The following is a 21,237-nucleotide window of genomic DNA, read 5'->3' as shown; positions in this document are numbered from 1 at the left end:
CCGGCCTGGTCTTCAGCCCCGCCGGACCGCGCGGTCGATCTTCGCCCGCAGGGCCCGCCGGGCGACCGGCCCGAGGTCGTCCACGATCTCGATGAGCAGGGCGAGCTGGTCGAGCGCGGACATCGCCCGCTCCGCCCCGGCCCGGTCCACCCCGTCGTAGAGCTCCAGCCCGACGAACGCCGCCGACACGGCCCGGGCGAGCCCCGGCACGTCCGCGATCTCCGCGAACGGCGACCCGGCGAGCAGCCGGCCCAGGACGGCCTCGATCTCGTCCACCCAGAGCTGCAGCGCGCCGGCCGTCGGGGCGGCCAGCCGCTCGTCGGCCTGCGCCCCGGCGAGCAACTGGGCGAGGACGGAGACGTTGCCCAGCTCCCGCTCCTGTTGGTGCAGGGCGCGGCCGGCGGCCAGCAGCTCGCGCAGCGAGCCGATCCCGGCCAGCCGCGCCGACCAGTGCGCGACCCGCTCGGCCGCGTTGGCCCGGCAGGCCGCCGCGAGCAGGTCGTCCACGCTGCCGTAGTGGTAGAAGACCAACGCCTGGTTCACCCCGGCGGCGGCGGCGATGGTGCGGGCCGAGACCCCGGCGATGCCGTGCTCCCGGATCGCGGCCATGGCCCCGTCCAGGAGACGTTGCTTCGTGTCGGACATCCCTCTCCTCGCGTACCGGCCGGATGCGGCGGAGCGATCATCGCATCGCTCACGAGCTGCGCGAGCCAGCCGACCCCGGGCAGTCGCAGCGCCCAGCCGACCAGCGCCCAGCCGAGGTCCACGTGTTCGAGGGCGCGGGCGACGGCGGCCACCCCCCGTTCCCGGTGACCGTCCCCGCCCACGTACTCCGCCCGCCACAGCACCCCGTCGTGCGTCGCGGCGGAGGCGACGGTGAGGCCCACCGGGCGGCGGCGGGCCAGGAACCGCCACACCGCCGCGCACGGGCCGCAGCCGTCGTCGAGCCAGAGGACCGCCGGTGGCCCCGACGCGTACGGCCGGCGGCGCGGCCACCAGTCGCGTACCTCTTCCCGGTACGCCCACCACTCCCGCGCGTACCGGCCGGCGAGGTCGTGCCGCTCGTGCGGCCCGGCCACCGCCGCCGCGCACGCGACCGCCACCACCGCCGCGCCGACCAGCGCCGCACTGCGGGTCACCGTGGCGGTGAGCAGCACCAGGGCCACCGCGCCGGCCTGCATCGGATTGGCCAGATAGGCGTACGGCCCGGTGGTGACCAGCCGCCGGGGCGGATCCCAGGGGTACGGCGTGCCGCCGCCCCGGACGGCGAACTCCCGCACGGCGGCCAGCGCCGGGGTCGCCACCAGCAGGGCCACCTGCCCGAGGAGCAGCAGCCCGGACGGGGACAGCCCGGTGATCCCGGCCCACGACCCGTCGCCGAGCTCGAAGGCCAGCGTCGGCACGAACCAGAGCAGCAGGGCGGCGAAGACGCCGACCTGGAGCAGCACCCGGGCAGCGAGGCGGTGCCGATCCGCGCACCACCGGCCGAGCAGTTGGGCGGGCAGGGCCACGGCGAGCAGCCCGACCGCCTCCCCGACGAGCCAGTGCGGGCCGAGCCGCACCAGCGGGGCCAGGGCGGGCATCGCCACGGCGTCGAGCCAGAGCAGCAGGCCGAGCGCCAGCGGCAGCGGCAGGATCCGGCGCAGCAGCACGGGCAGCGGGCCCCACAGGGCCGCCCAGCCGATCCACAGGTCCACCGGCAGCCCCCGGTACGCGCCCCGCACCGGCGCGAAGGCGTACCAGCCGGTGTGCCGGGCCGCCTCGGAGAGCGCGGCGATGCCGAGGGCTGCGGCGACGAAGGCCAGCAGCGCCGCCGCCCGCGCGTCCCGGCCCCGGTCCAGCCGGGTGGCGGCGAGCACGGCCAGCAGGGGCACCGCCAGGCTGAGGTGGCGGGCCGCCGTCACCGGGGCACCATCATGTCGAGCAGGTGCCTGACACCCTCGCCGACCAGGAACTGTTGCAGCGGGCCGAAGTACCAGGAGGGGTCGAGCCCGCGCCGGTAGTCCACGGTGATCCGGACCTCGGTGTGCCCGGCGTCGACCGCCCGCCAGCGCAGGTCCGCGTGCCGCCAGCCCAACCAGCGCGCGGTGATCGAGGTGTCCTCGACGAAGCGGAAGCCGACGTGCCCCGGCGCGGCGGTCTCCACCTCGGCGAGCAGGTGGCCGCCCGGCCCGTGCGCGCTGCCGTGGTAGCCGAACATCCAGCGGTCACCGACGGCCAGGCCGTCGCCGCTGACCTGGTCGGGGGTGGGCACGCCCAGCACCCGCAGGGGCACCGACCGGACCGGTGCGGGACGGGGCCCGGCGGCGAGCCGTTCGGCGACCCGGTCGACGGGCAGCGCCACCACCCGGACCACCTCGACCGACTGCTCCGGGGCCAACCGGGGGGCGACGCCGCTGCCCTCCAGCCCGGGCAGGAGCAGCAGCGGCACGGCGAGGAACGAGTACGCCCGCGAGGCGTTGTGCAGCGCGCGGATCAGCGCGGTGGTGCCGTGCGCCACCGCGTACACCAGCGGGGCCGCCAGGACGACGCACACCGCGCCCTCGTGCAGCGCCACCGCCGCCAGCAGCAGGACGATCGTGGTGACCACGAAGACCCGGCCGTGCGCGGTGCGCCCCGGCGTGAGGGCGAGGCCGGCGGCGAGGAGCACCGGGAGCGCCACGAACAACAGGGCGCTGTCGGCGCGCCCCGAGCGGACCGTGGCGGCGAAGACGACCAGCCCGAAGAGCCCGATCAGCCCGGCCAGCACCCAGTTGGCGGCTGTCCGCCGGGGCGGCTTCTCGTCCTGCTCGGGCATGGCGGCCTCCTCGTTTTGAGCACCTGCTCAAAACGAGGGTAGGTGAATTTGAGCGAATGCTCAACAGGGGGTTTTGGTGCTCTTCCGGGTTCTTCTGGCTGGGTCGGGGTGGGGCGTCAGGGGCCGGCCGGAAAGTGGACGGCGTCGCACCCCGGGTGGCGTCGAACCCGGGTGGCGTCGGACCCGGGCGGTGTCGAACCCCCGGCGGCGTTGCACCCGGGGCAGTGGCAGGCCGGAGGGGAGGGTGCTCGCCGGACGGCAAGGGTGGGGTGGCGGAGGGCCGGGCAGTGGTCCTTCCCGGCCGCCCGGTCAGGGGACGGGGGCGATGCGGGTGCGGCGGTGCCGGCCGTACCAGGCGATGCCGATCGCGACCCCGACCCCGACGCTGAGCGCCGCCGCGGCGACCGGGACGGCGGGGCGTTCCCGCAGCCGGCGGCCCAGCGGGATCGGGTGCCGGAACTCCAGCACCGGCCAGGCGTTCTCCGTCGCCAGCTTGCGCAGCGCCCGGTCCGGGTTGACCGCCGTCGGGTGGCCCACGCACTCCAGCAGCGGCCGGTCGCTCACCGAGTCGGAGTACGCGTACGAGTCGGCGAGGTCGTAGCCCCGCAACTCGGCCAGCTCGCTGACCGCCTCGACCTTGCTCGGGCCGGCGGCGTAGAACTCCACCTCACCGCTGTAGCGACCGTCCTCCACCGTCATCCGGGTGGCGATCACGTCGGTGATCCCGAGCAGCTCGCCGATCGGCCGGACCATCTCGTCGCCGGAGGCGGAGACCAGCACGACGTCCCGGCCGGCGGCCTGGTGCTCCTCGATGAGGGCCGCCGCCTCGGCGTACACGTAGGGATTGATCAGCTCGTGCAGGGTCTCCGCGACGATCTGGCGGACCTGCTCCACCTGCCAGCCCTTGCAGAGCGCGGCGAGGTAGTCCCGGGTCCTGGCCATGGTCTGCTCGTCGGTGCCGCCCAGCCGGAACATGAGCTGGGCGTACGCGGACTTCACCACGTCCCGCCGCGTGATCAGCCCATCGCGGTAGAACGGCCGACCGAACGCCAACGCGCTCGACTTGGCGATGACGGTCTTGTCCAGATCGAAAAAAGCGGCACTTCGGCCCACGGCGCGAAAGTCTAGCCGGATGGTCTATCGTCGGCGGGTGCCCGGGGTGTGAACACCGGCCGGGCCCCTCAAGCGACCCCTGCTGCCCGCGCTGTCAGTGACGGCCATCACACTCTCCGCGCAGAATTTCGCAGGGAGTAGATGCGCCAGCACTCGACGTATACGGGTTGCTCAGGCATGCTTGTGCTTGCGACGAGTGCTCACATCTCGGACGACTTGCAAGCCCTCGGCGGTTGCACCCCCCGTGGCCGCTGAGCCGGTTCGGCTCACACCCCCCCGGAGCCGAACCTCCCGACGACCCCCGTCACCCCCCGACGGGGGTCGTCCCTTTTCGGCTCGGGTGTTCAGGTCTCATCTCCGTCCGTGCCCGAAGGGCCCGTCCGGCCGACTGTCGCTACCAGTTGGTGGAGCCCGTCACCTGCGGCCAGGCCACCCCGGTCGGCTTGATGAGGTAGGCGATGCCGCCGGAGCCGCTGCTCGTGCCGCCGCTGGACGTGGTCCGCCTGGTCCGCTGCCAGACCTGCTCGAACTGCCCCCGCGAGTAGACGTGCCGTACGGCGTCGTTGCGGGGTGAGGCCGGGTCGTTGGCGATCACGTCACCGGTGGGGGTGAAGCCGACCACCACCATCAGGTGCCCGGCGGTGTCGTAGCCCGCCCCGGTCAGCTCGCTGGCCAGGAAGGACACGCTGGTCACCACGGGGATGCCCGCGGCGATGAAGTGCTCGACCTCGTCGAGCGAGTGCAGCCGGGTCACCTTCGTCTCCAGCCCGGGGAAGCTGGCCGCGTAGGCGGTGTTGAACGGCCAGTTGCCGGCCCCCTGGTACTGGTAGTCGTAGGTCATCCGGGCGGCGTGGTCGACCGTCGGGTCCGCGTGGCCGGGGCTCACCCAGGACGTGTCGGCGGCGGAGGGCCTCCGGCCCCAGTACTCGACGACCATCTCGACGGAGGTCGGCGAGCACCAGGCCTCGCCGCCGCCGCCGTACTGGGTGTAGTGGCCGGTGTGGACGTTCTGCGAGTAGCGGGGTACCGCCAGCTCGGTGCCCCAGGCGATGTGGCCCGTGCTCGGGGCGGCGGTGAACCGGTCGGGCACGTTCGAGCTCATCGCGCCGACCGAGCGGACCAGCGGGGAGGCGGTCCGCGCCGGGTCGCGGTAGAGGGTCAGCCGGAGCTGGTACGCCCGCAGCAGCACCCCGGCGCTCGCGTTGTCGATGACGAAGGTGTCGGCCTGGATGCTGGACGTCCTGTCGCCCTGCCTGTCGACGGTGGTCCGCTTGATGTCGCCGTCGCCGGAGGCCCAGCGCCCCAGCACGTACCACGGGGTGCGGGTGCCGGTGGTGTAGGTGCCCTGGAGCTCGACCTGGAGCCAGGTGCCGGCCGGGGAGTCGGCGTTCCAGGAGGCCACCAGCTCGCTGGCGCCGAAGCCGATCTCGGTCAGCGGCGAGGTCCAGGTGCCGTACGCCCAGGTCCGCCTGGTGCCGGTGTGCGGGTCCTTGTAGATCGTGGTGCCGGTCGGCGTGCCGAGGGCGAGCCCGGCGGCGGTGACGGTGGTGCCGGCGGTGGCACCGGCTGACAGGGTGGCCCCGGACCAGCCCTGCCAGGTGACGCGCTCGTCGTGGGTGACCGTGCCGGCACCGGCGGCCGGGCCGGTGGCCCCTGCGGAGGCGGTGGTGCCGAGGAGGGCGAGCGCGGTGGCGCCCGCGAGGGCGGCGGCGCGCAGCGGTGTCATGGCCATGGCAGCTCCACAGGGTGAGGCATCGTTGCCGTTCACTGTCCTGGACGGCGGGAAGCTTCGCCATATATAGACGTATTGAAAATTATTGCCGTAGCTGGTTCTCGTGAGGACGTGTGCCGGCGCTCCAGCGCCGGGGTTCCTGCCCGCAACCACGACCTGCGGTAGAGCGCGAGGCCATAGCAGATCAACCCGTCCTCCGGGCGTTGTCCACAGCGCGCTCGGTTATCCACAGGCCCCGGCTCGCGACCGCCGCGGACCGGTCGCACCCGGGCACGCTCTCCGGCAGCACCCCCCGAGCCCGACTGCTGGAGGCCGCGATGCCGCCCCGTACCTCGCTCTCGCCGCGCCGGCGGCTGCCGCTGCTGGTCACCTCCGACGACGCCCTCCTCGACGACCTGCTCCGGCTCGCCGCAGCAGGCGGCACCGAGGTCGAGGTGGCCGCCGACGCCGCTGCTGCCCGGTCCCGCTGGTCGCCCGCGTCGATGGTGCTGGTCGGCGACGACCAGGCGCAGGCGTGCCTGCGGGCGCGGCTGCCGCGCCGGCCGCGCGTGGTCCTGGTGGGCCGCACCGGGCAGCTCGACCCCGCGTGGGAGATCGCCGAGCTGATCGGGGCCGAGCACGTCGCCACGCTGCCGACCGCGGAGCCGTGGCTGGTTGACCGGTTCGCCGAGTGCGCGCCCGGTGGGGCCGGCGACGCGGCGGCCCGGGTGGTCGCGGTGCTCGGCGGCCGGGGCGGGGCCGGGGCCAGCGTCCTCGCCGGCGGCCTGGCCGTCACCGCCGCCCGGGCCCGGCTGCGCACGCTGCTCGTCGACGCCGATCCGCTCGGCGGCGGGCTGGACCTGGTGCTCGGCTGGGAGCAGCTCGACGGGCTGCGCTGGCCGGCGCTCACCGACGCCGACGGGCGGGTCGACCCGCCGGCGCTGGTCCGGGCCCTGCCCAGCCGGGGTGACCTGGTGGTGCTCTCCTGGGACCGGGGCGACCCGCTGGCCCTGCCCGCCCCGGCCATGGCGGCCACCCTGGAGGCCGCGCGGCGCGGGCGGGACTTCGTCGTGGTCGACGTGCCCCGGCACCTCGACGACCCGGCCGTGCTCGCGTTGCAGGCCGCCGAGCAGGCGTTCCTGGTCGTACCGGCCGAGCTGCGCGCCACGGCGGCGGCGGCCCGGGTCGCCGCCGCTGCCGCCCCGCACTGCCCGCAGCTCTCCGTCATCGTGCGCGGCCCCGCGCCGGGCCGGCTCAAGGCCGTGGAGGTGGCCCGCGCCCTGGGGCTGCCGCTGGCCGGCACGCTTCGCCCCGAGCCGGGGCTGTGCCGGGGGCTGGAGCGCGGCGAGGCGCCCGCCGCCGACGGGCGCGGCCCGCTCGCCGCGCTCTGCCAGCGGATCGTCGGCGAGCTGACCGGCCTGCCCATGCCGGGTGCGGCGTGACCGGCCCCGCCGACGGCGAGCAGCTCGCCAGCCGGGTACGCCAGCGCTTCGCCACCACGGCGACCCCGGTGACCCCGGCGGCCGTGGTCTCCGCCGTACGCGCCGAGCCCGCCGCCGCCGTCCTCGGGGACACGACGGTGCTGCGGATCGCCGGCCGGGTGCACGACGACCTCGTCGGCGCGGGGCCGCTGGCCCCCCTGCTCGCCGACGCGCAGGTCACCGACGTCCTCGTCAACGGCAACCGCGTCTGGGTGGATCGGGGGCAGGGCCTGTACCAGGTCGCGGTGCCGGTCGGCACGCCCGACGACGTGCGGCGCCTGGCCCAGCGCCTCGCCGCCGGGGCGGGCCGCCGCCTCGACGACGGCTGCCCGTACGCCGATGCCCGGCTGCCCGACGGCACGCGGCTGCACGCCGTGCTGCCTCCCGTGGCGACGGACGGGCCCTACCTCTCCCTGCGCACCTTCCGTCAGCGCCCGTTCACGCTGGACGATCTCGTGCGGCAGGGCACCGTGCCGCAGCCGGTCGCCCCGGTGCTGGCGGCGGTGGTGGCGGCCCGGCTGGCGTACCTGGTCGTCGGCGGCACCGGCTCCGGCAAGACGACGCTGCTGAACACCCTGCTGGGGCTGGTGCCGGCCACCGAGCGCATCGTCCTGGTCGAGGACGCCGCCGAGCTGCGGCCCGTGCACCCGCACGTGGTCGGGTTGCAGGCCCGCACCTCCAACGTGGAGGGCTCCGGCGCCGTCGGCCTCAGCGACCTGGTCCGGCAGGCGTTGCGGATGCGGCCGGACCGGCTGGTGGTCGGCGAGTGCCGGGGCGGGGAGGTCGTCGACCTGCTCGCCGCGCTGAACACCGGCCACGACGGCGGCGCGGGCACGCTGCACGCGAACGCGCCGTCGGACGTACCGGCGCGGTTGGAGGCCCTCGGCATGCTCGGCGGGCTGCCCCGGGCCGCACTGCACGCGCAGGTCGCCGCCGCTCTCCAGGTGCTGCTCCAGGTCCGCCGGGGCGCGCGGGGCCGCGTCCTGGAGTCGGTCTGCCTGCTGCTCCCCGACGGCCCGGACCACCTGGTCACGGTCGTTCCCGCCTGGGTGCGCGGCCACGGGGCCGGCCCCGCCGCACGGGCCCTCGCCACGCTGCTGCGGGAGCGGGACGTCCCCGTTCCGCCGGTCCTGCGCGAGGCGGGGCCGGGCGGCGTCGAGCGGGGTGGCCGGGCCGAGGCTCCTCCCCGCCACGGGGAGCCCGGGTGACCACGACCGGATGGCTGGTGACCGTCTTCCTCGTCGCCGCCGCGACGGCCGTGGCGTGGCCGACGCACAGCCGCCGGGCCAGGAGACGCGCGGTGCTGGGTGGGCCGCCTCCGCGACCGGAGGGAGCTGTCGGCTCACCGACGCGGGACCCCGTGCCGGGAGGAACACGCCCGCCCCGGGCCGCCTCCGGCCCGTGCACCCCGGGCCCGTCCTCCGACCGGGCCGGCTACCGCCCCTCACCCGTTCAGGTCGGCTGTCGCCCCTCGCCCAGCCCCGCTGGTCCTTCCGGCCCGCTCGGGCCCGGCGGGCGGCCGGGGCCGCCCGGTCGGCGCGATCCGCGCAGGCCGGCAGCCGCCCTGCTCCAGCCCGACCCGGCCACGCCGCCGCACCCGGTTCCGCCTCCCGGCGGAATGGGCGGCGGGCGTACCCGGTCGTGGGCGGCCGGCGTCCGCTCGCTGCGCGCGCCGGGCTGGCTGTCGGCCTCGCCCCGGCGGGCCCCGCTGGTCGGGGGCGTGGTGGGTGCGGCCTCCGGTGCCGTCCTGGCCGGGCCGGTGGCCGCCGTGGTGGTCGGCGCGTACGGCGCGCTGGCCGTGCGCGGGCTGGTCCGCAGGCGTCTCGCCCGGCGGGCGCAGCTCGCGCGGCGGCACAGCCTGGACCAGCTCTGCGCTCTCGCCGCCGACCTGCGCGCGGGCGTTCCGGTGTTGACCGCCGCCGCCTCCCTGTCCAACGACGCTGCCCCCGCCGCTCCCGACCGGCTCGGGCGGCTGGCCCGCGCGGCGGTCCGGCTCGCCGACCGGACCGGCGCGCCCCTGGCCGACCTGCTCGAACGGATTGAGGCCGACGCCCGGGCCACCGACCGGGGGCTGGCCGCCGCCGCAGCCCAGGCGGCCGGGAGCCGAGCCACCGCCTGGCTCCTCGCCGCCCTGCCGCTCGGCGGCATCGGGCTCGGGTATGGGGTCGGCGTCGACCCCGTCGCGGTCCTCCTACGCACGCCGATCGGGGGCGGCTGCGCGGTGGTGGCCGTAGTCCTCCAGCTCGCCGGCCTGCTCTGGGCGGAACGCCTCGGCGCGGCACCGGACGGGAGCCGCTGATGTTCCGCCAGGCGATCGCCGCCGGCTGTCTCGCCGTGGCGGCCGTGCTCGCCCTTTCCGTCGGTACGCGGGTGAACGCTGCCCGGCGGCTGCGCGGCCTGGCCCGGCGGACCCAGCCCGCCGAGCGGGTGCGACCGGCGTGGTGGCCCGATCCGGTACGCCTCGGGGCCGGACTGGCCGGGGTGGCCGTCCTGATCGTGCTGGGCGGCTGGCCGGGCCTCCTCGGCGGCATCCTCGCCGCCGTCGCGGCGGACCGGGGGCTGCGCCGGATCGAGCCGCGCGCCGCCCGGGAACGGCGGCTGCGGGAGGCCGCCGACCTGCCCCTCGCCGCCGACCTCCTCGCCGCCGCGATGCGGGCCGGGGCACCCGTCGACCGTTCCGTGCTGGCGGTGGCCGAGGCGCTCGGCGGGCCGCTGGGCGACCGCCTCGGCCGGGTCGGCCGGACCCTGCTCCTCGGCGGCGGGCCCGAGGAGGCGTGGGCGCACCTCGCCCCGGTGCCGGGGGCGGATCGGCTGGCCGGCGCGGCGCTGCGCTCGTCGAACAGCGGTGCCGCGTTGGCCGGCGCGCTGACCCGCCTCGCCGACGACCTGCGCGGCGACCGTGGGACCGCAGCCGAGGCGTCCGCCCGCCGGGCCGGCGTGCTCATCGTGCTGCCGCTGGGGCTCTGCTTCCTGCCGGCCTTCATTCTCGCCGGCCTGGTGCCGGTGATCGTCGCCGTCCTCGGCGACGTGCTCTGAGCGCCGTCGGCCGACCGGCCGCGCGGCGAGACGTCGAGAAGGGAACAACATGCGGAAGCTGCTCACCCGCCTGCGCGGCGACGCCGGGATGAACACCGCCGAGTACGCCGTCGGCACGCTCGCCGCCGTCGCGTTCGCCGGCATCCTGCTCAAGGTGCTGACCTCGGGCAACGTCCAGTCCGCGCTGACCGCCGTGATTGACCGGGCCCTGAAGTGACACCCCGCCGGCAGGCCGGGCCCGACCATGGGACGCCGAGACCCGTCGGGCCGATGGCCCCCGGTGACCCGACCGGATCGGGGCGACCGAGGCCGCCCCGGGACCGTGGGTCGTTCACGGCCGAACTGGCCGCCGGCCTGCCGGCGGTGCTCCTGCTCCTGCTCGCCGGCCTCACCGCCGTGAACGCGGTGGCGACGCAGGCCGGCTGCCTGGGGGCGGCCCGGGAGGCGGCGCTCGCCGCCTCCCGGGGCCAGCCCGGCGTCGCAGCGGGCCAGGCGGCGGCCCCCGGCGGGGCCGACGTCTCGGTCGCGGTGGTCGGCGACCGGGTCACCGCGACGGTACGGGCCCCCGTGCGCGCCCTCGGTGCCCGGCTGCCCCGGATCACCGTGACCGCCACCGCGGTCGCCGCCGTCGAGCCCGGCGCCCCGGGCCCACAGCCGTGACGAACCGCGCAGCCCCTACGGGCAGGGCCGTCCGGCTGGTGCGCGCTCCAAGCAACGGCAGCCCGGGAGAGGCCGAGGCGAGCGAGACGACAGTGAACCGGCGGCGCGGAGACGGCCGGGGTGGAGACGATCGGGGCGGGGCGACCGTGTGCCTGCTCGCCGTCGGGCTGGCGTTCGTGCTCGTCGGCGTCTTCGGCGCGGCCGTCGGTGCCGCCCGGATGGCACGTCAACGGGCGGCGGTGGCGGCGGACTTCGGCGCGCTCGCCGCAGCGGCGCAGACTCCGACGGGCAGCGAGGTGGCCTGCGCGTCCGCCGACGCCGTCGTCCGGGCGAACGGGGCGCGGCTGACCGGCTGCCGGCTCGACGGGCTGGACGCTGTGGTGACGACGGAGGTGACCGTCACGCCGGTACCCGGCCTCACCCGGGTCGCCAGGGCGACCGCCCGAGCCGGCCCAGCCAGGGCAACCGTTCGAGCTGACCCAGCCAGGGCGACCGCCCGAACTGACCCAGCCAGGGCGACCGCCCGAACTGGCCCCGCCAGGGCGACAGCCCGCATCGGCCTGGCCAGGGCGCGAACGTCGTCGGCGGGCGACCATGGCGGCACGAGCCAAGGCCGCGTCGCCGTCGTTCAACCCGGTGGCTCACGCTTGGATGCGGCGAGCAGAGCCCATACCCGCACGGGGTGGGCGCACGGCCCTCAGGGGCAACAGGTGTGCCCGGCGGGCTCTCGCCGGACGGCGTCCCGCGCGCGAGGGTGGAGTGGCGATGATCGCCCGGCTCGTCCCGGGCGGACTCGTTGCCGGCCCGGCCCCACACCCGTCCGAACCGGTCCGGCGGAGCCCCGTCGAACGGAGACGATCATGCGCGCACGGCAGGATCCGGAGCGGCAGCGCCTCACGGGCTCCCCACACCGCACCACGCCCGTCCAAGACGCGGCACTCGCACCCGCGCGCCCGACCCATGCCGACCTGGGGCCGGAAGCCCTCACGCCGGCCGCGCTGGCGGCGCTCCAGCGCGCCATCGGCAACTCCGAGGTCAACCGCCTGCTGGCCGGGGAGTCGCCGGTCCAGCGGTCGACGGTGCCAGAGGTGCTGCGGTCCCCGGGAGCACCCCTCGACGAGGTGACCAGGGTCGACATGGAGGCCAGGCTCGGCGCGGACTTCTCCGATGTCCGGCTGCACACCGGCACGGCGGCGGAGCAGTCGGCCAGCGAGATCGGGGCACGCGCCTACACCTCGGGCAACCACGTGGTGATCGGCCGGGGCGGCGGCGACCCGCACACCCTCGCTCACGAGCTGACCCACGTAGTCCAGCAGCGCCTTGGCGCCGTGGACGGCACGGACCGCGGCGACGGGCTGCGGGTCAGCGATCCGTCCGACCGGTTCGAGCGGGAGGCCGAGGAGAACGCGACCAGGGCACTGTCGGCGGCACCCGCGTCCCTCGCCGCCCCGCCGGAGCATCATGCCGCGCACCCCGGGCACGATGCCGGGAGCCCGGCGGTCCAGCGAATGATCGCCGTGATGGACCAACAGACGGGGGAAGGCTCCCTGATAGAGGCGAACGACGTGCCCAATCATCCGGCGTTCGCGGGCCTCGGCCTCCCCCCGGCGATGATCGCCGACCTGCAGGCGCTGGCCGCAGACGACGAGATCTACGAGGTCGAGGAGGCGCTGGCAGTGGTACGCCACACCGTGACCGGCGGGGTCAACGTCGTCAGCAAGGAAGAGGCCAGCTTCCTGGGCGGCCTCGCGAAACGGCGCGGTCAGGTGTCGTCCTACGACCCGGACATGACGTCGACGGCACAGTTCGCCCTTGCCAGTGTGGGCGTGCCCGCCGGTGCGGTGGTGCTGCACCGGGATTCCATCACGGCCTTCGGCAACCACGTGCCGCACACCGACATCTTCGTGCCGCACCCGGGGCCGTGGACGAAGCTGCCGCCGCCGAACGACCTCGCCTCCTGTCTCGACGTGGTGATGGGGCCCGCGAGCCACGCCTACGTGCTCACCGACAACGAGCCCGCCCAGGGGTTCGCGGAGAGCCTTCTCGCAGGCATCAACAGGGTTAACAGCGCCAACGCCGGCGCGGCCGGCCACAGTCCCCTGACCGTGACCGTCAGGGAGCTGAACGTGCAGGAGGGCTCCGAGGTCGAGCTCGGGAACGCGGAGTACGAGCGGACCAGCGTCCCGCTCAAAACCCAACACCAGCCCAGCTACCGGCTGGTCCGCGTCTCCCGTGCCTGAACGCCCGCCCGCCTGAACGCGACCTGGAAGAAGGCCAGGAACTCAGCCCGGCCGCTCTGTTTGATCGACTCCGTGTCGGCGATGTGGCGGTGTCCCGGCGGCGGGAAGCCGCCATGTCGCTGACATGGTGCGTGTGGTGGACCTCCCGAGGAGCGTCGGGTCAGCCCGGGGTGTCCTCGTCTGATGAAGGGGCCGGGTGCGCCGGAGGGCGCGCGTCACCTGGCCGAGGCGTACCAGGTCGCGTCGGCGGTGCTGCGCAAGCTCGGGGTCGACGACCTGGCGTGGCTGGCCGCGGACCGGGCCCTGGCGGTCGGCCAGGGCACCGACGACCAGCTCCTGACGGGTGCCGCCGCCGTCCAACTCGGGTACGCGCTGCTGGCCCAGGGACAGGCCCGGCACGCGGTGGAGATCAGCGTCGCGGTGGCCCACCGGATCGCGCCGCCGAACCCGCTCGCCGGCCCCGCCGACCAGCTCTCCGTCCACGGGACGCTGCTGATCGTGGCCGCGCGCGGGGCGGCCACCCTCGGGCACGCCGACAGCGTCGGCGAACTGCTCGACCAGGCCGGCGCGGCGGCGGAGATCGTGGGGGAGGGGCAGGACCACTACCGGACGTCGTTCGGCCCGACGGTGGTCGAGCTGGCCGGGGTGGCGGCGACGGTCGATCTCGGGGAGGGCCCCACCGATCCCGCCGCGCATCGGCGGCTCGTCGCGGGCATTGCCTTTTGTCGGCTGCCGCCGGAGCGCCGGGCGGCCTACCTGCTCGACGCGGCGAGCGGGTTCCTGCGGGCCGGTGACCTGGCGAACGCGGGCGAGGCGATCGTGAGCGCCGACCGGCTGGCGACGGCGGAGGTCCGGCACCGACCGGTGGGGCATGCGCTGGTGGCGGCGATCGTCCGCCGGTCGCCGACGGCGAGCCCCGACCTCCTGCGCCTGGCGGGAGGAGATGGGCGTGGTGCTCTGAGCCTCTCCGCCCCGAGGCCCGCGCAACTTCAGGGAAAGTGCGGCCATGTCGCGCCGCGAGGCCCCACCTTCCCCGAAGTTGTGCAGATCTTGACCGCGTTTTAAGCGAGGGGTCAGCGGCCCTGGAGGGCGTCCAGGCCGATCGCCATGGCGATCACGAGCCGCCGGTCGATCTGCGGGTTGTGCACCTCGACGACGTACCGGTCGCGCAGGCCCCACTTCTTGATGACCGAGAACACCGGCTGGCCACCGGCGGTGAAGTCGAAGTGGTACGGCAGCCAGGACAGCGAGTCCACGAACCGGCGCAGCAGCGCCACCGGCATGCTCCGCTCCTGGCCGGTGACCTGCGGCAGGCCGGCCTGCTCGACGTGCCACGTCGAGCGCAGCAGCGACTGGGCGAAGTCCTTGCGGAACAGGCCGATCGGGTTGCCGGCGTGGTCGGTCACGTCGTACGTGGCACCGATGTCGAGCCGCTGGCGGGCCTTGAAGCCGAGCAGCGGCTGCTGCTTGCTGTCGTCGGTGTAGATGGTCACCTGCTCCTTGAAAGCGAGCCGCTTCTGCTGCGCGAACGCCAGCAGCCCGCCCTCCGACCCGTCGGGGGCGACGGAGTGGACCTCGTACTGGTTGACCATCATCCGGATGCGCTGCCGGACGTGGAACTGCCGCTGCTGCTGCAAGGCTTCGAGCTGCATGGGGAATCTCCTTCGAATGTCGCCGGAGTCTCGCACAGCGTCGATTCCGGTGTTCACCGCCCGCCGTCGGCCGTCGCCTTGAGCGCCCACGAGTCCAGCACCCGCTGGATGCTGCGCAGCCGCTCGTTGATCTGGTCCAGCCGTTCGGCCTGGGCGAGCGCGGCCAGCGCGTTGCCGAGGGCGATCTGCTGGTCGGGGGTGAGTTTCTCCTGGTCGATGGTGTAGAGCAGGTCGACGGTCTCGGCGATGGTGTCGGCCACGACTCCTCCTCCGGCGGGTAACGGCGTTCATGTGGTGGCGAACCCGAGAACGCATGGAAGCGCTCCCATGCATCAATGCCCCGCCGGGCCCCGATCTATTCCTGCGAGCCGGCCGCCGCCGAGTCCGGGGCGTCGGCCGGGCCGGGCTGCTGGGGCGGCCCGGCGGGCGGAAGGTTGGCCAGCACCACGTCGAGGACCCGCACGGCGTCCGGCTTCGACAGCGGGTTGTTGCCGTTTCCGCACTTCGGGGACTGGACGCAGGACGGGCAGCCCGCCTCGCACCCGCACTCGGCGATGGCCTCGCGGGTGGCGCGCAGCCACTGCGCCGCCGTCCGGTAAGCCCGCTCGGCGAACCCGGCCCCGCCCGGGTGCCCGTCGTACACGAAGACGGTGGGGGCCTCCGTGTCCGGGTGCAACGCCGTGGAGAGCCCGCCGATGTCCCAGCGGTCGCAGGTGGCCATCAGCGGCAGCAGCCCGATCGCGGCGTGCTCGGCGGCGTGCAGCGCCCCGGGGACGTCCGCCGGCTCGACGCCGGCCGCCGCCAGCGACTCGGGCGACACGGTGAACCAGACGGCCACGGTGCGCAGCTCGCGGGCCGGCAGGTCCAGCGGCCGGGTGTCGATCACCTCGCCCGTGGCGATCCGCCGCCGCTGGTACGACACGACCTGGCTGGTCACGTCCACCTCGCCGAGGAAGAGCCCGACGGGGCCGGCGTCGACGTACGAGCGCACCGACGCCACGGTCAGCGAGGTCACGTCCCGGGCGTGGGTGGACCAGTCGGGCTCCTCCGGGTGCACCAGCGCGCACCCCTCCTCCAGGTCGAGCGAGTCGACCACGTACGACACGCCCTGGTGCAGGTGCACCGCGCCGGGGTGGACGAGGAAGTGCGACGACCCGCCGTCGACGGTGCCGAGCAGCCGGCCGGTGGCGGCCTCGACCACGCAGACCGGGGCCCCGCCCTCGCCGCGCAGGTCCACCTCGGGCCGCTCCCGGTGCCGCCAGTACCAGCCGGTCGGTCGCTGCCGCAGCGCCCCCGCCTCGACCAGCGAGTCCACCGCCTCCTTCGCACCGGAGCCGAAGAGTTCCAGGTCGGCCGGGGTGAGCGGGGCCTCGTGTGCGGCGCAGGCAAGCTGCGGGGCGAGCACGTACGGGTTGGCGGGGTCGAGCACGGTGGCCTCGACCGGCCGCCCGAACAGGGCCTCCGGGTGGTGCACCAGGTAGGTGTCGAGCGGGTCGTCCCGGGCGACCAGCACGGCGAGCGCCTCGTCGCCGGAGCGCCCCGCCCGCCCGGCCTGCTGCCACAGCGACGCCCGGGTGCCCGGCCAGCCGCAGATCAGCACCGCGTCCAGCCCGACGAGGTCGACGCCCAGCTCCAGCGCGTTGGTCGAGGCGAGCCCGAGCAGGTCGCCGCGCAGCAGCGCGCGTTCCAGCCCGCGCCGCTCCTCGCGCAGGTAGCCGGCCCGGTAGGCGGCCACCCGCTCGCCCAGCCCGGGGACCGCCTCGTCGAGGGCCCGCCGGGCGTTGGCGGCCACCACCTCGGCGCCCTTGCGGGAGCGGACGAAGGCGAGGGTGCGTACCCCCGCCGCGACCGTGTCGGCGAGCAGGTCGGCGGTCTCCCGCAGCGCCGACCGGCGGGACGGCGCGAGGTCGGCGACGCCCGGATCGGCCGCGTCGGTGTCGGCGGGCAGCAGCGGGGGCTCCCAGAGGGCGAACGTCACGCCGCCGCGCGGGGAGGCGTCCTCGGTGACGGCCGTGACGGGCAGGCCGGTGAGCCGCCCGGCCGCCGTCGCCGGGTCACCGGCCGTGGCCGAGGCCAGCACGAAGACGGGCCCAGGGGTACCGCGCGAGCCGGCGAGCGCCCGACCGGGGGTGCTGCGCGAGCCGGCGAGCGCCTGACCGGGGGTACGGCCGAAACGGGCGCACTGGCGGCGCAGCCGGCGCAGCACGTGCGCGACGTGCGAGCCGAACACGCCCCGGTAGGTGTGGCACTCGTCCACGATCACGTACGTCAGGCGGCGCAGGAAGCCGGACCAGTGGGCGTGCCCGGGGAGGATGCCGTGGTGCAGCATGTCCGGGTTGGTCAGCACGAACCGGGAGTGCCGACGGATCCAGTCCCGCTCGGCGCGCGGGGTGTCGCCGTCGTAGCAGGCGGGGCGTACCCCCTCCAGCTCCAGGCCGGCGACGGCGCGGAACTGGTCGGCGGCGAGCGCCTTGGTCGGGGCCAGGTAGAGCACGGTGGCCCGGGGGTCGGCGAGCAGGGTGGCCAGCGCCGGGAGCTGGTACGCCAGCGACTTGCCGGAGGCGGTGCCGGTGGCGACGACGACGTGCCGGCCCGCGTACGCGAGGTCGGCGGCCTCGGCCTGGTGCCGCCAGGGCGCGACCACGCCGCGCCGGGCGAACGCCGCCCGCAGCTCCTCGGGCACCCACCCGGGCCAGGGGGCGGGTTGCCCGGCGCGGGCCGGCACCCGCTCGACGTGGGTGACCGGGTCGGCGGCGGTGCGTGCCCGGAGCCGACGCAGCAGTTCGGCCGGGGCCGCCACGGGCGGGCGGTCGGGGCCGTGGCCTGCGGCTACGGTTGCTGCGGGGGGCACGTCCTGCACTCTCGCACAAGTGTTCGGCGTCGACCGCCGGGGGTGCGGGTAAGGGGAAGCCTGCGCCGGTGACCTCACGGATGGCTTTGCCGGGGATGGTTAGATGCCCAGGAGAGTTTACGACTCTTGCGAGGAGGACCGATGGAGCTGTCGCTGGCGACGCGTGCCGTGGGGGAGCACACGGTGCTCGAGGTCGGCGGTGAGGTCGACGTCTACACCGCCCCCCGCCTGCGCGAACGGCTCTTGGAGCTGATCGACGGCGGGGCCCGGCACGTCGTGGTCGACCTGGGCCGGGTCGACTTCCTCGACTCCACCGGCCTCGGCGTGCTCGTCGGCGCGCTGAAGCGGCTGCGGGCGGCGGGGGGCAGCTTCGCGCTGGTCTGTGCCAAGGAGCCGCTGCTCAAGATCTTCCGTATCACGGCGCTGGACCAGGTCTTCCCGCTGTTCCCGACGGTCGACGCGGCGATCGGGGTCGACCCGGCCGGCGCCGGCGCCTGATGGCCACGGTTCGGCTCTCCTTCTCGCCGGCCCCGGTGCACGTGCGCACCGCCCGGCTGGTCGGCGTCGCGGTGGCCCGCCGCGCCGGCGTGCGCGAGGACCTGCTCGACGAGGTGCGCCTGGCCATCGGTGAGGCGTGCACCCGGGCGGTGGCCCTGCACCGGCAGTACCAGGTGGCCGAGCCGGTGCTGGTGGAGATGTCCGACACCGGCGCGTACTCGGTGCGGGTGGTGGACCGGGCGCCGATCGAGGCGAGCATCGGGCTGGCCGCGCTCGACGCCGACCAGCTCGCCAACGAGTCGCTCGACGAGGACGACCTGACCACCGGCGTGGGCTTCGCGCTGCTCGCCGGCTTCGTCGAGGATCTCCAGGTCCGCCCGGTGGAGGAGGGCGTCGGCACCGAGGTCCGGATGGTCTGGCCGGTGAGCCGCTGACCGCCCCGCCCGGCCCGCCGGGCTGATCTGTCACTCGAAACAAACTGATTTGCTGCTCAGGCCGCTCTCCCGTCGGGGAGGGCGGCCTCGACGTCGTGACGAGCCTCTATATCAGATTTTTCCTCATAACACAGCGACGAAGATCATCGGCGGCGGGAGGCCCTCGGTGTGACCCCCAGCACTACGGAGGGCTACAGTACGCGGGTTGTCAGCAAGTGATCCCTCCCGCACCCAGCGGGTATGGGTGTGCGTCGCTGCCCCGCGCGACCGGGCCGGCGCGCTTGCGATCGCATCCAGGCGTCGGTCTGTGCGTCTCCACCGGCCGGCGCGAGCGTTCGGTACAGGAGGACACAGATGTCCGGGACCTCGGCCGCAGAGGGCGGCGCACTGTCCCTCACCGGAGCCAACCTGACGTACGTCGTCATCGCCGCGGTCATCGCGCTGGTGGCACTCGTCTTCGCCGCAGCCTTGACCAAGGCCGTGCTGGCAGCCGGTAGGGGCACCACCAACATGCAGGAGATCTCCGGGGCGGTACAGGAGGGGGCGTCGGCCTACCTGCTCCGGCAGTTCAGGACCCTCGGCATCTTCGTGGTGATCGCCGTGGTGCTGCTCTTCCTGCTGCCCGTGCACGACACCGACGGCAGCGAGACGGCGGTGAAGATCGGCCGCTCCGCCTTCTTCGTGGTGGGCGCCCTGTTCAGCGCGTTCATCGGCGGCGCCGGCATGTGGCTGGCCACCCGCGCGAACCTGCGGGTCGCCGCCGCCGCGCGGGAGCGGGAGGGCGGACGTGAGGGCGCCATGAAGATCGCCTTCCGCACCGGCGGCGTGGTCGGCTTCCTCACCGTCGGCCTCGGCCTGTTCGGCGCGGCGCTGGTCGTCCTGCTGTTCAAGGGCGACGCCCCGACCGTGCTGGAGGGCTTCGGCTTCGGCGCGGCCCTGCTGGCGATGTTCATGCGGGTCGGCGGCGGCATCTTCACCAAGGCCGCCGACGTCGGCGCCGACCTGGTCGGCAAGGTCGAGCAGGGCATCCCCGAGGACGACCCGCGCAACGCCGCCACCATCGCCGACAACGTGGGCGACAACGTCGGCGACTGCGCCGGCATGGCCGCCGACCTCTTCGAGTCGTACGCGGTCACGCTGGTCGCCGCGCTGATCCTCGGCCGGGCCGCGTTCGGCGACGAGGGCCTCGTGCTGCCGCTGATCATCTCCACGATCGGCGTGCTCGTGGCGATCTTCGGGGTCTTCATCACCCGGCTGCGCGCCTCCGACCGCAACGGCCTCACCGCCATCAACCGGGCCTTCTACATCTCCGCCGTGGTCGCCGCCGCGCTGGTGGCCGTCGCCTCCTACGTCTACCTCAAGCCGACCTGGGCCGACCTGCTCGGGCCGCAGTGGCGCGACAGCCTCGGCGTCGACGGCGGCGACCCGCCGTTCGGCCCGCGCGGGCTGACCATCGCCGCCGTGGTCATCGGCATCGTGCTGGCCGCCGCGATCCAGGCGCTGACCGGGTACTTCACCGAGACCACCCGACGCCCGGTGCAGGACATCGGCAAGAGTTCGCAGACCGGCGCGGCCACCGTCATCCTCGCCGGCATCAGTATCGGCCTGGAGTCGGCGGTCTACTCGGCGCTGCTGATCGGCGCGGGCGTCTTCGGCGCGTTCCTGCTCGGCGGCGGCTCCATCACGCTCTCCCTGTTCGCCGTGGCGCTGGCCGGCACTGGCCTGCTCACCACCGTCGGCGTGATCGTCGCCATGGACACCTTCGGCCCGATCTCCGACAACGCGCAGGGCGTGGCCGAGATGTCCGGCGACATCGACGACCACGGCGCGCGCATCCTCACCGAGCTGGACGCGGTCGGCAACACCACCAAGGCGATCACCAAGGGCATCGCGATCGCCACGGCGGTCCTCGCCGCCACGGCGCTGTTCGGCTCGTACACCGACACGCTGCGCACGGCGTACGCGGACGCGGGCGTCGGCGACGTCGGCGCGGAGATCCTCAACTCGCTGAACGTGGCGAACCCGCGCAACCTGGTCGGCCTGATCATCGGCGCGGCGGTGGTCTTCCTCTTCTCCGGCCTGGCCATCAACGCGGTCTCCCGCTCGGCGGGCGCGGTCGTCATGGAGGTCCGCCGGCAGTTCCGCGAGCTGCCCGGGATCATGGACCGCACCCAGCGCCCCGAGTACGGCAAGGTCGTCGACATCTGCACCCGGGACGCCCAGCGCGAGCTGATGACCCCCGGCCTGCTCGCCATCCTCGCCCCGATCGCCGTCGGCTTCGGCCTCGGGCCGGGCGCGCTCGCGGCGTACCTGGCCGGGGCGATCGGCGCCGGCACGCTCATGGCGGTCTTCCTGTCGAACTCCGGCGGCGCCTGGGACAACGCCAAGAAGCTCGTCGAGGACGGCGCGTACGGCGGCAAGGGCTCCGACGCGCACGGCGCCACGGTCATCGGCGACACCGTCGGCGACCCGTTCAAGGACACCGCCGGCCCGGCGATCAACCCGCTGATCAAGGTGATGAACCTGGTCTCGCTGCTGATCGCGCCGGCCGTCGTGGCGTGGAGCGTCGGCGACGACCGCAACGTCGGCCTGCGCATCGGCATCGCGGTGGTGGCGACGCTGATCATCGTGGCGGCGGTGGTGTTCAGCAAGCGCAAGGGCATCGCGATGGGTGACTCCGACGACAGCGGCGCCAGCGCCGGCCGGCGGCCGGAGAAGGTCAACGCCTGAGCGGTGGCACAGCGGGTTCCCGGCCGGCCTCGCG

At 75.0% G+C, this 21,237-nt stretch carries 19 protein-coding genes and 1 pseudogene; 12 read left to right on the top strand and 8 right to left on the bottom strand.

What is annotated here, in order from left to right; genetic code table 11:
• Positions 1–12: 12 nt before the first annotated feature.
• The 5 genes from LPU43_RS03320 to LPU43_RS03300 form a co-directional block, all read right to left on the bottom strand.
• Positions 13–645 carry a TetR/AcrR family transcriptional regulator gene (locus LPU43_RS03320; protein WP_229398719.1) on the bottom strand — a complete coding sequence of 211 codons (633 nt, stop codon included), beginning with the start codon at positions 643–645 and terminating at the stop codon, positions 13–15.
• Positions 540–1,904, bottom strand: coding sequence for a methyltransferase (locus LPU43_RS03315; protein WP_229398718.1), 1,365 nt, complete (start codon positions 1,902–1,904; stop codon positions 540–542). Before LPU43_RS03315 ends, LPU43_RS03320 begins: the two co-directional genes overlap by 106 nt.
• The gene (locus tag LPU43_RS03310; protein WP_229398717.1) at positions 1,901–2,797 is read right to left on the bottom strand and encodes a hypothetical protein; all 897 of its coding nucleotides are present in this window, start codon (positions 2,795–2,797) and stop codon (positions 1,901–1,903) included. Before LPU43_RS03310 ends, LPU43_RS03315 begins: the two co-directional genes overlap by 4 nt.
• A 309-nt stretch (positions 2,798–3,106) precedes the next feature.
• Positions 3,107–3,910 (bottom strand): HAD family hydrolase, encoded by an 804-nt coding sequence (locus LPU43_RS03305; RefSeq protein WP_229398716.1) that lies wholly within the window; start codon positions 3,908–3,910, stop codon positions 3,107–3,109.
• Positions 3,911–4,304: 394 nt separating this feature from the next.
• Positions 4,305–5,642 carry a C39 family peptidase gene (locus LPU43_RS03300; protein WP_229398715.1) on the bottom strand — a complete coding sequence of 446 codons (1,338 nt, stop codon included), beginning with the start codon at positions 5,640–5,642 and terminating at the stop codon, positions 4,305–4,307.
• Positions 5,643–5,959: 317 nt separating this feature from the next.
• On the opposite strand from LPU43_RS03300, the gene ssd reads away from it, so the two are divergent.
• The 9 genes and pseudogenes from ssd (at position 5,960) to LPU43_RS03255 (ending at position 14,103) form a co-directional block, all read left to right on the top strand.
• Positions 5,960–7,063: a septum site-determining protein Ssd gene (ssd, locus tag LPU43_RS03295; protein ID WP_229398714.1), complete on the top strand. Its 1,104-nt coding sequence runs from the start codon at positions 5,960–5,962 to the stop codon at positions 7,061–7,063.
• Entirely contained in the window at positions 7,060–8,310 is a 1,251-nt protein-coding gene (locus LPU43_RS03290) for a TadA family conjugal transfer-associated ATPase (RefSeq protein WP_229398713.1), read from the top strand. Before ssd ends, LPU43_RS03290 begins: the two co-directional genes overlap by 4 nt.
• Complete coding sequence (locus tag LPU43_RS03285) at positions 8,307–9,401, top strand: type II secretion system F family protein (RefSeq protein WP_229398712.1); 1,095 nt, start codon at positions 8,307–8,309, stop codon at positions 9,399–9,401. The genes LPU43_RS03290 and LPU43_RS03285 overlap by 4 nt, the downstream gene beginning before the upstream one ends.
• A complete protein-coding gene (locus tag LPU43_RS03280; RefSeq protein WP_229398711.1) occupies positions 9,401–10,138 on the top strand; it encodes a type II secretion system F family protein in 738 nt (245 codons plus the stop codon). Before LPU43_RS03285 ends, LPU43_RS03280 begins: the two co-directional genes overlap by 1 nt.
• A gap of 49 nt (positions 10,139–10,187) precedes the next feature.
• Positions 10,188–10,355 carry a DUF4244 domain-containing protein gene (locus LPU43_RS03275; protein ID WP_013283643.1) on the top strand — a complete coding sequence of 56 codons (168 nt, stop codon included), beginning with the start codon at positions 10,188–10,190 and terminating at the stop codon, positions 10,353–10,355.
• Between the two features lie 53 nt (positions 10,356–10,408).
• A complete protein-coding gene (locus LPU43_RS03270) occupies positions 10,409–10,798 on the top strand; it encodes a TadE family type IV pilus minor pilin (protein ID WP_229398710.1) in 390 nt (129 codons plus the stop codon).
• 92 nt (positions 10,799–10,890) lie between these two features.
• Positions 10,891–11,259, top strand: a pseudogene (locus tag LPU43_RS03265) (Rv3654c family TadE-like protein); the annotation flags it as partial.
• A gap of 399 nt (positions 11,260–11,658) precedes the next feature.
• Positions 11,659–13,038, top strand: coding sequence for an eCIS core domain-containing protein (locus LPU43_RS03260; protein ID WP_229399308.1), 1,380 nt, complete (start codon positions 11,659–11,661; stop codon positions 13,036–13,038).
• Positions 13,039–13,221: 183 nt separating this feature from the next.
• Positions 13,222–14,103, top strand: coding sequence for a hypothetical protein (locus LPU43_RS03255; protein WP_229398709.1), 882 nt, complete (start codon positions 13,222–13,224; stop codon positions 14,101–14,103).
• 8 nt (positions 14,104–14,111) lie between these two features.
• Here LPU43_RS03255 and LPU43_RS03250 read toward each other — a convergent pair whose 3' ends face one another.
• From LPU43_RS03250 to sftH, 3 genes are all read right to left on the bottom strand, one after another.
• Positions 14,112–14,690, bottom strand: a complete 579-nt coding sequence (locus tag LPU43_RS03250) for an LURP-one-related family protein (RefSeq protein WP_229398708.1) — start codon at positions 14,688–14,690, stop codon at positions 14,112–14,114.
• 53 nt (positions 14,691–14,743) lie between these two features.
• A complete protein-coding gene (locus tag LPU43_RS03245) occupies positions 14,744–14,950 on the bottom strand; it encodes a hypothetical protein (RefSeq protein WP_229398707.1) in 207 nt (68 codons plus the stop codon).
• Between the two features lie 95 nt (positions 14,951–15,045).
• The gene (sftH, locus tag LPU43_RS03240; RefSeq protein WP_373321644.1) at positions 15,046–17,619 is read right to left on the bottom strand and encodes a DEAD/DEAH box helicase; all 2,574 of its coding nucleotides are present in this window, start codon (positions 17,617–17,619) and stop codon (positions 15,046–15,048) included.
• Between the two features lie 63 nt (positions 17,620–17,682).
• Here sftH and LPU43_RS03235 point away from each other — a divergent pair, with 63 nt between their 5' ends.
• From LPU43_RS03235 to LPU43_RS03225, 3 genes are all read left to right on the top strand, one after another.
• Positions 17,683–18,039, top strand: coding sequence for an STAS domain-containing protein (locus tag LPU43_RS03235; RefSeq protein WP_229398705.1), 357 nt, complete (start codon positions 17,683–17,685; stop codon positions 18,037–18,039).
• Complete coding sequence (locus tag LPU43_RS03230; RefSeq protein ID WP_229399307.1) at positions 18,036–18,473, top strand: ATP-binding protein; 438 nt, start codon at positions 18,036–18,038, stop codon at positions 18,471–18,473. The genes LPU43_RS03235 and LPU43_RS03230 overlap by 4 nt, the downstream gene beginning before the upstream one ends.
• 354 nt (positions 18,474–18,827) lie before the next feature.
• Positions 18,828–21,203 carry a sodium-translocating pyrophosphatase gene (locus LPU43_RS03225; protein ID WP_229398704.1) on the top strand — a complete coding sequence of 792 codons (2,376 nt, stop codon included), beginning with the start codon at positions 18,828–18,830 and terminating at the stop codon, positions 21,201–21,203.
• The last annotated feature ends 34 nt before the right edge of the window (positions 21,204–21,237 follow it).

Source organism: Micromonospora okii (assembly GCF_020884795.1).
Lineage (GTDB): Bacteria > Actinomycetota > Actinomycetes > Mycobacteriales > Micromonosporaceae > Micromonospora > Micromonospora okii.
The sequence above is the reverse complement of the archived record's forward strand: the minus strand, read 5'-3'. Positions and strand labels throughout refer to the sequence as shown.